Source organism: Longimonas haloalkaliphila (assembly GCF_055379825.1).
Map to the genome: position 1 here is coordinate 1,106,408 of NZ_AP043948.1, position 14,403 is coordinate 1,120,810.

Below are 14,403 nucleotides of genomic sequence, written 5' to 3' on the forward strand. Positions count from 1 at the left end.
TGAGGCGGCTCGCTTCGCACCCCCCTGTGCGTTTCCCTTACAACTACGTTCTGCTGACCTGTTATGGCTACGACGACCCAACAATCCGAACAAACCGAAGCAAATCTCACCGTAGGTGGCCTCTTTGGCTACCTGCTTCTGGGAATGATCTTCGGCATCATCTTCGTCCAGAGTGAGGTGGTGTCCTGGTTTCGCATTCAAGAGATGTTTCGCTTTGAGGCGTTTCACATGTACGGCATCATCGGAAGCGCCGTTGTGGTGGCGATGATCGGCGTGCAGGCGATCAAGTATTTCGACATCCGCACGCTCGACGGCGAGGCCATCACCATTAACCCGAAGCAGTGGTCGAACTACCGCTATTGGGTAGGCGGCATCATGTTCGGCCTCGGCTGGGCGCTTCTGGGTGCCTGCCCCGGCCCCATCTTCGCGCTGATCGGTGGCGGGTACTCCGTCATGATCGTTGCGTTGCTTAGCGCAGTGGCTGGCACCTGGGTGTACGGCGCGCTGCGTCCGCATCTGCCGCACTAACTTTCAGACATTTGCAGGTACGCCTGCATTCATCCTCGTTTTTATATACATAACTCCAACAGACTACCATGCTATTCCGTCAGATTTTCGATCCCAAGCTCGCTCAGTATGCCTACCTCATCGGCTGCCAGCAAACCGGCGAAGCGCTCGTTGTTGACCCGGAGCGCGACATCGACCAGTACCTGGAGCTCGCCGAGGAAGAGGGCGTTGAAATTGTTGCCGTTGCGGAGACGCACATCCACGCCGACTTCCTCTCGGGCGCTCGCGAGTTTGCCGAGCGCTTCGATACGAAGCTCTATCTCTCCGACGAGGGCACCGACGACTGGAAGTACGAGTGGATCAAAGAACCGAAAGAGAGCGGCGGCTCATACGATGCGCAGCTGCTCTACGACGGCGACACCTTCACGATTGGCAACATCGAGGTGAAAGCGGTGCATACGCCGGGCCACACGCCCGAGCACATGGCCTTTACGATCACCGACAAGGGCGGAGGCGCTACGGAGCCGATGGGCGTCGTAACCGGCGACTTCGCATTTGTGAACGACCTGGGCCGCCCCGACCTGCTCGAATCGGCCGCCAAAGTCGAAGGCGTCATGGAGCCGTCCGCACGTGAGCTCTACCGCTCGGTGCAACGTTTCCTCGACATGCCCGACTACCTGCAAGTGTGGCCTGCCCACGGCGCGGGTTCCACCTGTGGCAAAGCCCTCGGCGCGGTGCCGCAGACCACAATCGGATACGAGCGCAAGTACAACCCGATGGTCGGCGCCGCGCTTGAGGGTGAAGACCGATTTGTGGAGGCCATCCTCGACGGACAGCCCGAGCCGCAGCTCTACTTTGCGCGTATGAAGCGCGACAACAAGCTGGGTGCGCCCGTACTCGGCCAGCTGCCGCAGCCCAAGAAGCTGACTGTGCGCGAACTAAAGAACCACGCCGAAAACAATGCGTCGCTCATCGTGGATACGCGGATCGACCGCTCCGCCTTCATGGAAACACACGTTCCGGGCGCGCTCTACGCCCCGATGAACAAGTCGTTTAACACGGTGGTCGGCTCGCTCGTCGAAGACGAAACCACACCGATCGTGCTGCTGATCGACGAGGGCGACGTTGAGGAAGCCGTGCGCGACCTGGTCCGCATCGGATACGACAACGTGGTGGCCTTTGCGACCCTCGAAACCCTGCAGCGCTACGTTGCGGATGCGGAGACGGCCTCTATCGAAGAGATCGACTTCGCCGAACTGGAGCAGCGTCGCCACGCCGACAATACGGCGGTGGTGGACGTGCGCTTCCGCTCGGAGTACGACGCCGGGCACGTAGCAGGCGCGCACAACGCTTCCTACACGCGCCTGCCGGAGTATGAAGCTGATCTGCCCGATGCTGACACGCTGCTGGTGCACTGCGGAAGCGGAGCCCGCGCCGCGGCTGCCTCGGCCTATCTGGCCCGCGCCGGACGCACCGTAGCCTACGTGAATGGCAACTTCTCGGACTACGAGGCGCCTGTTTCGGAAGAAGCCGTTGCCGCGTAACACGGGCAACTGCCCACAACACACAGCGGGAGCGGCCTGGCTACCGGGTCGCTCCTGTCTTGTTTTGCACCATACGTCTTTGATGCACCTGGCCTGCGCCTCCCATGCTTGCTCGACTTCGCTCCGCGCTCCCGCTTCTCGATCAGCTGGCCGACTACAACTCCAGCGCCCTGAAAGGCGACCTCTCTGCTGGACTCACCGTGGGTGTGATGCTCATTCCACAGGGCATGGCCTACGCGCTGATCGCGGGGCTGCCTCCGATCTACGGACTCTATGCGTCGCTCATCCCGCTCGTGGGATACGCCATCTTCGGCACCTCAAGACAGCTTGCCGTCGGACCCGTAGCGCTCGTTTCGCTACTCGTAGCTGCCAGCGTTGCGCCCCTCGCAGACGGGGACCCGAGTCGCTATATCATGCTCACGCTTGTGCTGACGCTCATGGTGGGCGTGCTGCAACTGCTTATGGGACTCCTCCGGTTTGGCTTCCTGGTCAATTTTCTGTCGCACCCCGTACTTAGCGGGTTTACCTCCGCCGCTGCGCTCATCATCGGATTCAGTCAGCTGAGCCACCTGCTGGGCGTCGACATTGAGCGTTCCAACTACATCCACGAGATTGTCTGGGCGGCTCTGCAGCAGTGGGAAGCAATCCACTGGCCCACCGTTGCGATCGGGCTGGGGGGCATCGCGATTCTTGTTGCGCTCCGGCGCTGGTCGAAGGCGATCCCGGGTGCGCTTGTCGTGGTGGTGCTTGCAACCGGACTGCTCTGGAGCGTCGGCGGCGACAACAGTAACGTCGCGATCGTAGGCGACGTACCCGGCGGGCTTCCGGGGGTTGTCATCCCGGCATTCACCTGGGCCGACCTGCAAGCGCTGATCCCCGGCGCGCTCACGATAGCCTTTATCGGATTCATGGAGTCGGTAGCCGTCGCCAAGATCTACGCTCGCCGCAACGGCTATGGCCTCGACGCGAACAAAGAACTGGTCGGACTCGGAATGGCCAACGTTGCCGGTGCGTTCTTTCAGGCCTACCCGACTACAGGGGGATTCTCACGTACGGCAGTCAACGCCGATGCAGGCGCAAAGACCAACGCGGCCGCCCTTGTCAGTGCTGGTGTTATCGCGCTTACCCTGCTCGTGCTCACCCCGCTTTTCTACTACATGCCCAATGCCGTGCTCGCCTCGATTGTGATGGTCGCGGTGTCGGGACTCGTTGACTGGAAAGAGGCCATCTACCTGTGGCGTGTCGACCGCCGCGACCTGATGCTGATGGGCATCACGTTTGTGGCCACGCTCTCGCTTGGCATTGAAGAAGGGATTATCGCCGGCGTCATCGTATCGCTCATCGCCGTGATCCACCAGAGTGCCACACCGCACACCGCCATCATGGGCCGCCTGCCCGATTCCACAACCTACCGCAACCTCAAGCGGAGCCCAGAAGCCATCACACGCGCCGACATCATGATCGTGCGCATGGATGCAGCGCTCTACTTCGCCAACGTGGCGACCTTCAAAGACCTCGTCAGCGAAATCGACCTCAACAACGAGGCCTTGCGGGCTATCGTGATCGACATGTATCCTGTGAACCGCGTGGACTCAACCGCGGCCCACGCGCTGCACGAGGTCATCGAAACGTGCCATGAGAGCGACGTGGACCTCTACCTGGCCGGACTCAAGGGCCCGGTGCACGACGTGCTCAACCGGGCGGGCGTAGTGCACGAACTCGGCCCCAACCACCTCTTTCACGAAGTCCACAGCGCCGTGCAGGCCGCTGAAGCAGCCCACCGCAACGAAGGCGAGGACAACGCGTCTGATGCGGACGCCGCTGCCGAGATTGGCGCCTCCCCTGCATCCAGCAAAGCCACGAAGCAACCCGAGTCCGTACCCACCGAAGCCGACGCGTAGGGTTCAGGGCGACGATGGCCCTAACCCACAGCACAAGTCATCCTGGGCACAGCGGAGCCCCGGGATCTTTCTCGGTTGGCGAAGCCTGGCCCTGGATCACCCCACCCTTTTGGCTCCCCCTCCTTTCCGGCTAACGCCGGTAGGAGGGGAGTTTTGAGGGTTCGTTACGCTGGCGTTCAGCTCGTGTAAGTCTCGAATAACCATTCACCGTGTCATTGCGAGGAGCGTAGCGACGCGGCGCTGTGAGCGTAGCGAGGAAGTGCCTTTAGGGTGCTCTTATGCATTGCTGTGCGAGGCAGACTGGCTATTAGCAGAGACCTGCCCACGATGCCCGTTCGGTAGGTGCAGCCTCGTGTTGGAAACAATCGTCTTTACGGATATGAGGAGCCCCCGAGTCCCCGGATTACCGAATCAAGTTCAACACAGGCGGGTCCGGGATGACCTGGGGTTGGAGGGGGGAGTAAAGAGGCAGACGCGTCTTCCAGACCGGGGCAACTCCATCCCACACGCTCAGGTCATCTCAGGCGCAGCGCAATCCCGGTCTCTTTACCCCGCTAAGGCCCCCCTCCTTTCAGGTTCTCTTCTTCCGGGCTGCGCCGGCAATCAGCATGAAGATAAGATTAGCCAGAACGTCACACAGGATCGGACTGACGCGACGATTCAATAATCCAATCTGCAAGCCGTTGACGGAACGGACGTGTGCTACGTCGCACTGGATCAATGACGAAGCGTTGGGCTGTCCAGCGCGTGTAGAAGGCCAACCGAGACTGCGTTGCTTCAGCAGGCGTGTACCAGCCGCTTTGCCAGAGCGATTGATACCAGATCCGCTGCAGCGGAGAAGGGTTTGCCCAGTGCCACGGTTTTTTAGGCCCGGCATAGTGAATAATGCGAGCTGCTGCTGACAGGCATGTGCGCAGAGCTCGCATCTCACGAAGAAAGTCGGAGTCAGCCCAGGCACGTACGTTACGTGCCCAATAAGGCGCTTGAATAAAAGATGGTACGTTCCAAAGTGCTGAAAGTGGTTTCCAGTCATGCGCTAATACTGCATTCAGCCCATCCTGGTTACCAAAGTGGTTCTTATGGGTATGGGCATGCAAGTAGTCTATAACCTGCTGACCTATACGTTCGGTACGCCAGCGTGGTACATTTAGCATCATCACTCCGGAATTGAAATAAGGTGACGTTGCAGAAAGGCCCATCGAACCGTATGAGGGAATGCCACGGCGGTCGGAAACATAGGGAACACCTGCGTCCTGCACAGCCAGGATGGCGGCACCGTCGAAAGGTACCCGCCATATCTCCATGAGATCGTCCTGTACGACAAGATCGCTATCCAGATACAGCGCTCGTGTGCAGTGATCAGGTAGAACATCAGGGACAAGCAGCCGCAGGAATGCTGTGTCGTTGAGCCAGGGAGTGGAGTGCATACCGTGTGGCACAGATTCGGGAGTCACAGGTATCCAGTGTATCTCAACACGAGGCGCAGCACGGAGAGCGATATGCTCCAGGCGTTGCTTGCTGTCTGAAGAGATGCCACCATCTAAAATATACACGGCGACGGGCAGGTTCGCTGTGCAGTGTCTCAGCGACGAGTACAGTGTAACGGCCATGGGAACAGCGTAATTATCGTCACCGCCAAGAACAAGGACGAGCGGGTTATCTGGGACAGGCATATTGAAAATAGATTGTATAGAGAAAAAAGCAATCGCCAGGGCTCCAGCGCATACACAATTCTGAACAGCCGGATAACGTAGCAGTCCACGAGATTTATACCGGCAGATACTCCGCAAGGCTCGGGATGCTGACCCGCATAGCGGCTCGATGCTCGAGAAAGAAGGCAGAGTGCGAACATGACTCAGGACCAATCGCATATTCAGCAGAGAGAATAGAGAACCCCCTATTAAATTAGCCGCCTAAGAGCCTGTTTTGATTTCTTAATTTGGGCTCCGAGCGGCGGCGCTGGACTGGGGCCGAAGGTCATGCCCCTGGTGCAAATTGCCCCCAATGTCGGCCCGTAGCCCCGGCTACGAACCGCCATCGTGGTCCAATTTTCGCTTCAGCGGCGCTCGCTCTCGCCTACAAACCAAAACCCAAACAGACTCTAAGAAGACGTCTCATTCGTGGTTCTATATACTTCATGCTTCACTGTGGCAAACAGGTTTGCGATGCCCCTATTTATGGGTATGTGGATCATTTGCTAGCACCTGGTGGAGCGCAATTGGTAAAGCCAACTTGATATTTGTGTAGCTTGCAGGAAGCAACCTGCGTCACGTACCGTCATTTGTGAAGTCACAAGACGGCTACGCCTCGCCTCCGACACCACCCCGTAACGCCCCTGCGTCATGCACGCACTGCGCCTGTTTTTCCAACTCCTCACCCCGCATGAGCGTCGGCGGCTCTATGGGCTGTTTGCTGCCGTTGTCGTGATGGCGCTGCTGGAGGTCGTGAGCGTGGCTTCGATCATGCCGTTTCTGTCGGTGGCCGCCGATCCTGCGCGCATCCACACGACCCCGTACCTGCAATGGGCGTATGAGACATTCGGGTTTGGGGATACGAACGCCTTTCTCATTGCGCTGGGACTCGCTGCGCTTGGGGCCATGCTCGTGAGCAACACAGTTATCGTAGCCACCACCTGGGCGATGTACCACTACGCCTGGATGTGGAACCACAATCTGTCGCGGCGGCTGTTGCAGCGCTACATGGAGCGTCCCTACACCTACTTCTTGACACGCAACAGCGCAGAGCTTGGCAAGAACGTGCTCGAAGAGATCCGCGAGGTCGTAAACGGCATGCTCGTGCCTGCACTCAAAGGCGGAGCCAAAGCCGTCGTAGCGCTGTTCATTGCCGGATTTCTGGTGGCCTACGACCCGTGGGTTGCGCTTATCGCAGCATGTGTGTTGGGGAGCGCCTACACGATCTTGTACATAGGCATTCGCCACCGCATCCGCGGCTATGGTGAGGAGCGTGTGCAGTCCAACAGCGCGCGCTATCAACATGTAGCGGAAGCCTTTGGAAGTATCAAAGAGAGCAAGCTGCACCGTGCCCATGCCGCCGAGCGTCTGCGCCGGTACACCGAGCCCTCGGCACGGTACGCGCGCTACCAGGCTCGCTACAGCGCATTGCAGCACATGCCCCGCTATGCACTTGAAATCGTTACCTTTGGCGGCATCATCCTGATTGCCGTCTACCTGATTGCTGTACAAGGCACCATGTCGAGTGTCATCCCCACGTTGGGCGTGTACGCCTTTGCCGGATACCGCCTGCTGCCCGCGCTGCAAGGTGCGTTCAAGGGGGCGGCCAGCGTGCAGTTCAACACCGCCGCGCTGCGCGATCTGCGCGAGGGTCTTCAGACAGATACACTTCAGGGGGATGCGACGGCCGCGGCCTCCCCAACATCTGCACCAGCTCCCAAGCCGCTCCCGCTGCACGAAGCCGTGACGTTCGACGCGGTCACGTTTCGCTACCCCGGTGCTGAGCGTCCCGCACTTCAGAATGTATCAATACGAATGGACACCGGGCAGACCGTCGGCATTATCGGCTCCACCGGATCCGGAAAGACCACCGCCGTCGACCTGATGCTGGGTCTGCTGGAGCCAGAGGAGGGCACGATTCGCATTGACGGCGAGCCGCTGCAGGGTGAGGTGCTGAATCGGTGGCAGCAGGCGATCGGCTACGTGCCGCAGCACATCTATCTCGAAGACACCACCATTGCGCAGAACATCGCATTTGGCGTGCCACCGGAATCCATCGACATGCAGGCCGTGCAGGAGGCCGCGCGCATTGCGTGCATCGACGACTTCGTAGAGCAGGAACTGCCCGAACGGTGGCAGACGCCGGTCGGCGAGCGTGGCGTGGCGCTCTCAGGCGGACAGCAGCAGCGCATCGGACTGGCGCGTGCGCTCTACCGCGAACCACCGGTGCTCGTACTCGACGAAGCCACGAGCGCCCTGGACCGTGCCACCGAGACGCAGGTCATGCAGGCATTGCACAAGCGCAAGGCACACCGCCTGATCGTCTGCATCGCGCACCGCATCCACACCCTCAAACACGCAGATCATATTATCCAGATTGAAGCGGGCCGCGTGGTAGCACAGGGCTCCTACGATGCGCTACAAGCAGGCACCGGAGCGTTTGCCGCCGTATCCTCCTGAGTATAGGGAAGAAGTGTTGTTGGAATGGAGCACTAAAACAGGATCGTAAGTCTACGGTAAAGCAAACCCCAAAACAGCAAGTCATCCCGGGCGCAGCGAAGACCCGGGATCTTTACCCGGCAGGGGACCACCCCGCCCTTCGGGCACCCCTCCTTTCCGATGCTGGCGCATCGGTAGGAGGGGAGTCTTTGGCACCGTAATGCTGCCAAAGGGGCGCGGACGGAGCCCATCACGTCCCACTGAGGGGCTAGTCCTTGCACATAACTTTTTCTTTGCTACCTTGTTGATTCAAAATTGGCCTGCTCTGCCGCTTGTGCACTGATTCGCTCCTTGCTGTACCTGCTCCTTGCTGTACCGACGGCCTCGTCGGCATGATCTAATCTGCGTTTCAATACGCTGTTTGAGGAGGCTCAGGTACTCTCAAGACCTAACTCCTTCGGTTATGAGCCCTTTCCGGCCTCGAAGAAGTGGGCCGCCCGGACGAAGCCCAGAGGGACGCGCTTGAAAATTGATCGTGTTTGAGCGAACCTGTGAGCGAGTTTGATCAATTTTAGCGGCCCGGAGGGCGGAGTCAGGCCCAGTTCTTCCAGCCGTGATTTTTTTGGTTCGTTTTTTCATCCAGGAAAAAATGAACACCAACGCAGTATTGCAACAGATAACCAACGCTCATGGCTACTCCATGTTGTGTGCATAGACTATCCTCAGAGGAGGGGGATTTAGGGTGAGGGATCGCGACAGGCACACGGCTAAACTGGAGGTCTATGCGAGCATGATACGCACGCAGGAAACTTCCTCACCGTATCATTGCAGGCAGCGTTAGCGACGTGGAAATCTTATGCATTGCTGTGTGAGGCAGAATGGCTATTAGCAGAGATCTGCCCACGATGCCCGCTTGAAAATAAGTGCCCGCTCGTGTTGGAAACTTTTTGCCTTTACGGATATGAGGAGACCCCGAGCCCCCGGATCGGCGTTCGGGGCAGGCGGGGGGCCAGGGACTTGGTGTTGGAGGGGTGGTGAAGTAAAGAGGTAGACGCGCCTTCCAGAAAAATCCTACACGTTCAAGTCATCCCGGGCGCAGCCCAGCGAAGACCCGGGATCTTTACCCGGCAGGGGGCCACCCCGCCCTTCGGGCACCCTTTCTTTCCGGCTGCGTCGGCATGAGGGGAGTGTGGCGCCCTGACCGCAGGGAGGAAGTGCTTCTGGGGTACAATCTCATACGTCGCTTGACTGAGGTAGATTGTCGGGGCCTGCAGGCCGAGCAGAAGATGGTTCGACTCTCGGCTTCGCCGTCCGCTCACCATGACAGCCTTGTAGAGAGTGCTGCCTAAACGAATCTGAGGACCCCCGAGTCCCCGGATTACCGAATCAAGTTCAACACAGGCGGAGTCCCGGACAGAGCGGGGGCATATTTTTCAGGTACTGACTGAACCCGTCGAAGGAACGGCCCCTTGGAACGTAGCCAAAGCTGCATGATACATGTGCTATCGTGTCGGTAGCGAGTCTACCGGACCCTGGTACCGTATTTGCACGCATTCTTTGCGTGATGCCCCATTCAAACACCAGATCTCGCATTGTAATTCGGGGGCACCGTACCTACCTTCAAATGCATCATACAACACATCAACCGCATCATAATGGCAGCCGATAAGCAAATCACGAGCAAAATCCCAGAGGACCGTCCCGGTACAACAGGCGAGCGTCCCGTGGCACTTGTCACCGGCGTAACCGGCCAAGACGGATCGTACTTGGCCGAGCTGTTGCTTGATAAGGGATACGAAGTGCACGGCATCAAGCGGAGGGCGTCGCAGTTCAACACGGATCGTATTGACCACCTGTACCAGGATCCGCACGAGGAGGAGGTCCGCTTCTTCCTCCACTACGGCGACATGACCGACTCGTCGAACCTGATTCGCATTGTGCAGGAGACCCAGCCGGATGAGATCTACAACCTGGCCGCGCAAAGCCACGTGCAGGTCAGCTTCGACAGCCCCGAGTACACCGCTGATGTGGATGCGTTGGGTACGCTGCGGCTGTTGGAAGCCATTCGCATCCTGGACCTGACCGAGAAGACGCGGTTCTACCAGGCGTCGACCTCAGAGCTCTACGGCAAGGTGCAAGAAACGCCCCAGAGCGAAACGACACCGTTCTATCCGCGAAGTCCCTACGCAGCCGCCAAACTCTACGCCTACTGGATCACGATCAACTACCGAGAAGCATACGACATCCACGCCTCCAACGGGATTCTCTTTAACCACGAGAGTCCCCGACGCGGCGAGACGTTCGTGACGCGCAAGATCACCCGTGCAGCCGCGCGTATCAAACTCGGACTGCAAGAGACGACCTACCTCGGCAACTTAGACGCCAAGCGCGACTGGGGCCATGCCCGCGACTACGTAGAGGGCATGTACCTGATGCTCCAGCAAGACACGCCCGACGACTACGTGCTGGCCACCGGCCAGACCACAACCGTGCGCGACTTCGCAACGCTCGCCTTCAAATCCGCCGACATCGACATTGTGTGGAAGGGCGACGGCGAAGACGAAAAAGGCTACGACGCCGAAACCGGCCAGTGTGTGGTCGACATCGACCCCCGCTACTACCGTCCGACCGAAGTTGAGCTGCTCTTGGGCGACGCCGAGAAAGCCCGCACGCAGCTGGGCTGGACGCCGCAGTACTCACTGGAAGAGATGGCCGAGGAGATGGTGGCTGGAGATATCGTTGAAGCGAAGGAAGAGATGGTTATACAGCGAGATTCGTAGATTGCCTTTTGCTGTTCATTGAATAGCGCTGGACTACAGCGCAACTAACAACGCGCCCCATGGAAATCCTCCGCACCTTTTTCGATCTACTCACCCCGCGCGAGAAGCGCAACCTGGGATTGCTCTTCATCGCTGTGGTAATCATGGCCGGGTTGGAGGTGGTGAGCGTCGCCTCCATTATGCCCTTCTTGTCTGTAGCTGCCGATCCGTCTATTATTCAAGAGAATTTCTACCTGAGTTGGGCATACGAAACGTTCGGATTCGCCGACACAAACTCCTTTTTGATCGCACTTGGGCTTGGTGCATTCGCCGCACTGGTTGTCAGCAATGCATTCATTGTATTCACAACCTGGGCACTTTACCGTTACGTGTGGGGACGTAACCATAGCCTCTCAAAGAGGCTTCTGAGCCGGTATCTCCACCGTCCCTATGAATATTTTCTTACTCGGAATAGCTCAGAGTTAGGAAAAAATATTTTGGAAGAGGTGCGAGAAGTTACGACTCAAATGTTGCTTCCCGTGCTTCGAGGAGCGGCAAAATCCCTTGTTGCGCTTGCAATTATTGGGTTACTCATTTACGTGGACCCAATCTTGGCTTGTGCTGTGGCCGTTGTACTTGGAACTGCATACATCGGTGTTTACCTTCTTGTTAAAACACGTCTTGATTATACTGGAAAAGAACGTGTAAAGGCTAATGAGGGACGTTATCGATTTGTTAGTGAGGCTTTTGGTGGAATCAAAGAGGTTAAGCTTCGCGGTAAAGAAAAAACTTTCATTGATCAATATGCTTTACCCTCGAAACGATATGCTCGTGTTCAAGCACAATATAAAATAATTAAAAGAGCTCCCCGGTATATCTTGGAGGCTGTTGCCTTTGGAGGAATCATCCTCATTGCGGTGTATCTCATTGCAGTCCAAGAAAATCTACAACAGGTTATTCCTATGTTAGGGTTGTATGCATTCGCGGGCTACCGGCTCATGCCTGCTTTACAAGAAGCTTTCAAAGGGGTTGCCAGCGCTCGGTTCAATATTGCTGCCCTTCAGGCTTTGCATCGCGACTTGACTAAGCGCAAATTCTTTACAACACTTTCCTATTCTGGTGGTGGACAAGAAGAGAAAGAAGACCTCCAATTAAATAAGAAGTGTGTTCTTGATTCTGTTACTTTCTTTTATCCAGGAGCTAAAGAACCAGCTATTAAGGACTTGTCATTTGAAATGCCAGCACACACAACTGTAGGATTCGTTGGCAAAACAGGCTCAGGGAAGACCACTGCTATCGATCTGATTCTTGGACTCCTTCGTCCGCAGCAAGGCACTATTTCTGTAGATGGTGTGTCTCTCGAAGAGGGAAATCTTCGGTCATGGCAACAAAACATCGGGTACGTACCCCAGCAGATTTATCTCTCCGACGATACGATTACGCACAACATTGCGTTTGGCGTGCCTGAAGAAGAGATTGATATGGATGCTGTTCAAGATGCAGCTCGTCGTGCTCACATTTACGATTTTATAAATGACGAACTTCCTAACCAATGGAATACTGTTGTAGGAGAGAGAGGCGTTAAGCTCTCAGGTGGACAGCAGCAGCGTATTGGTATTGCCCGTGCGCTATACCACAAACCCTCTGTGCTTGTTTTTGACGAAGCAACAAGTGCGCTCGATCAGGCAACCGAGGCCAGTGTCATGAAAGCGATCTATGGACTCGAAGGCGACCATACTGTTATCATGATTGCACATCGGTTAAGTACAGTAAAACGAGCTGACAACATTGTGATGCTTGAAGGCGGTCGTAAAGTAGGAGAGGGCAAATATGATGATTTGGTCCAAAGCCATAGCAAATTTAAGAAGATGGTAACCTCATAGTGTCTGTCGTGTCAATTGTCAATTTGGTATAGCCAACTCCGAAGCTATTGCACTAAAGATAAGGTATAGATTTCGGATCAGCCGTGACAGTGTCGCCCTGTCTGGAATAACAGTTTCGCAAAGATCATCTGAAGCTGAAGCGTTATTGAAACGCCACTATAATGAGCATTAACACAGCACTAAATTATCAAGAAAGCCCCCGATTACTTAAAAGTGAATTAAAAAGTTAAGAGGTGCAGATGTGAGTTGCTCCTAATCTTAAATCCTAATTTACTGGAATTGAAAACCCTCGATTTTTTCAAAGCCAGTTTAGTTCCGGACTGATTAAGCAATTCTACAATTGCAAAAATTTAGATGTGCGTAGTTCGTAAGTAATGGCCTGAACCTTAATTATCAAACTTTAGACATGAGTGTTAGCGTAAGCATAATATGTGCATCCCCGTCACGTTTCAATGCTGGAATGGAGGCAGTAGACAGAGGATGGGACATCTTCGAAAGAAGATGCAGCCTTGATCTTAAAAGTGTAAAGTATAGGTTCGACAAAATATCTTACAATGGAGGTCCTCAATCTGGATATGAGTGTCTGCTTGATGAAAAGGTTTATAGAAAGGCGTTGAACTCAGACGCCATCATATTCTGGGGAGATTTTCTTCAAATGGATCGTAAGATCCGCAGATATGCACAACGACTTTTCGAGGACGGGATATTCGAGACATATGAAGATGCATTTGATTTCACTACAGAAGTATTGTTGATGTCTCAATCTAGCAAGAAGGCAAGAAAAAAAGTTGTTCGATTCGGGGGTACACTTCTGCTTGACTCACCTAAAACTCTTAGAAAAGAGCCATACCATACACATCTAACACAGCTAATAAGAGATTCAAAAGCATGGTTAGGAAGGGACTATTATACAGCAGATACCGCATCTATATTAGGAAATAACGACAACACGCCACAAGGCGTGGATTGTGCCATACTCGGATGGAATAGCATATACAATAATAATGCTGCTTCGATCTCAAAACGGAAAAGTGTATCAAAGAAAGTGGGTGTCTTCTTTGGAAGGTCAGTAGGAGTTAAAAAGCATTTTAAATTAGGAAGATTTGCACAGGCTCTAGCATCATCAATGAATGCATCAACAGTTTGGGTACCTTGGATTGAGAAACGTAAAAAAATTGGGTACTCGATGCTGCGTAGGTCCGCATCGAAGTTTTCTCTCGATGATACGAAGTTGGGATACAGTTTAGATATGGAGGATCTAAGCTGGATGGAAGAGTTTGACTTTATCATTACCGACACTTATCACCTTTCGGTAAATGCATGGTCAGCTGGAATACCTGCAGTATGTATTGCTGACATCATCCGACATTCGGATCAAGATGTAAGCCGAGGAGAACGGTTCTCTTGGAGAGATAAACGTTACATGTTTTTTATGAAGTATGATGCCCTGGATTTTTTTGTTCATGGGTCTGAATTAATGAAAAGGGGGCTGCAACTAAGACGGATTCAACACATTGCTGCGTGTCTAAAAGATCGTGAATTGCTTACTTGGATTCAAAAAAGGCTTTCTGCCTCTGCTATGAGGGCAAGTCGTAACCTCGAGAAGGCAATCACTGAATTAGGGTAAGTACATCTTAAAGAAAGTTCTTGGACATCTTGTGCGAATGTCGTATTGTCTT

The 14,403-nt window shown here is 55.1% G+C and carries 8 protein-coding genes; 7 read left to right on the top strand and 1 reads right to left on the bottom strand.

What is annotated here, in order from left to right; genetic code table 11:
• Positions 1-63 precede the first annotated feature (63 nt).
• The 3 genes from ACZ48V_RS04365 (at position 64) to ACZ48V_RS04375 (ending at position 3,952) form a co-directional block, all read left to right on the top strand.
• On the top strand, positions 64-528 hold the full coding sequence (locus ACZ48V_RS04365; protein ID WP_464541956.1) for a DUF6691 family protein: 465 nt from the start codon (positions 64-66) through the stop codon (positions 526-528).
• A 68-nt stretch (positions 529-596) separates the two neighbouring features.
• Positions 597-2,051: an MBL fold metallo-hydrolase gene (locus tag ACZ48V_RS04370; protein WP_464541958.1), complete on the top strand. Its 1,455-nt coding sequence runs from the start codon at positions 597-599 to the stop codon at positions 2,049-2,051.
• 104 nt (positions 2,052-2,155) lie between these two features.
• A complete protein-coding gene (locus ACZ48V_RS04375; protein ID WP_464541960.1) occupies positions 2,156-3,952 on the top strand; it encodes a SulP family inorganic anion transporter in 1,797 nt (598 codons plus the stop codon).
• Between the two features lie 632 nt (positions 3,953-4,584).
• Here the strand turns inward: ACZ48V_RS04375 and ACZ48V_RS04380 are convergent.
• A complete protein-coding gene (locus ACZ48V_RS04380; RefSeq protein ID WP_464541962.1) occupies positions 4,585-5,823 on the bottom strand; it encodes a glycosyltransferase family 8 protein in 1,239 nt (412 codons plus the stop codon).
• Between the two features lie 471 nt (positions 5,824-6,294).
• On the opposite strand from ACZ48V_RS04380, the gene ACZ48V_RS04385 reads away from it, so the two are divergent.
• The 4 genes from ACZ48V_RS04385 to ACZ48V_RS04400 all read left to right on the top strand — a co-directional run bounded on the left by ACZ48V_RS04385 (position 6,295) and on the right by ACZ48V_RS04400 (position 14,351).
• Positions 6,295-8,103: an ABC transporter ATP-binding protein gene (locus ACZ48V_RS04385; protein WP_464541964.1), complete on the top strand. Its 1,809-nt coding sequence runs from the start codon at positions 6,295-6,297 to the stop codon at positions 8,101-8,103.
• Between the two features lie 1,634 nt (positions 8,104-9,737).
• Positions 9,738-10,862, top strand: coding sequence for a GDP-mannose 4,6-dehydratase (gene gmd / locus ACZ48V_RS04390; RefSeq protein WP_464541966.1), 1,125 nt, complete (start codon positions 9,738-9,740; stop codon positions 10,860-10,862).
• Between the two features lie 59 nt (positions 10,863-10,921).
• Positions 10,922-12,724, top strand: coding sequence for an ABC transporter ATP-binding protein (locus ACZ48V_RS04395; RefSeq protein WP_464541968.1), 1,803 nt, complete (start codon positions 10,922-10,924; stop codon positions 12,722-12,724).
• 406 nt (positions 12,725-13,130) lie between these two features.
• A complete protein-coding gene (locus tag ACZ48V_RS04400; protein WP_464541970.1) occupies positions 13,131-14,351 on the top strand; it encodes a hypothetical protein in 1,221 nt (406 codons plus the stop codon).
• The last annotated feature ends 52 nt before the right edge of the window (positions 14,352-14,403 follow it).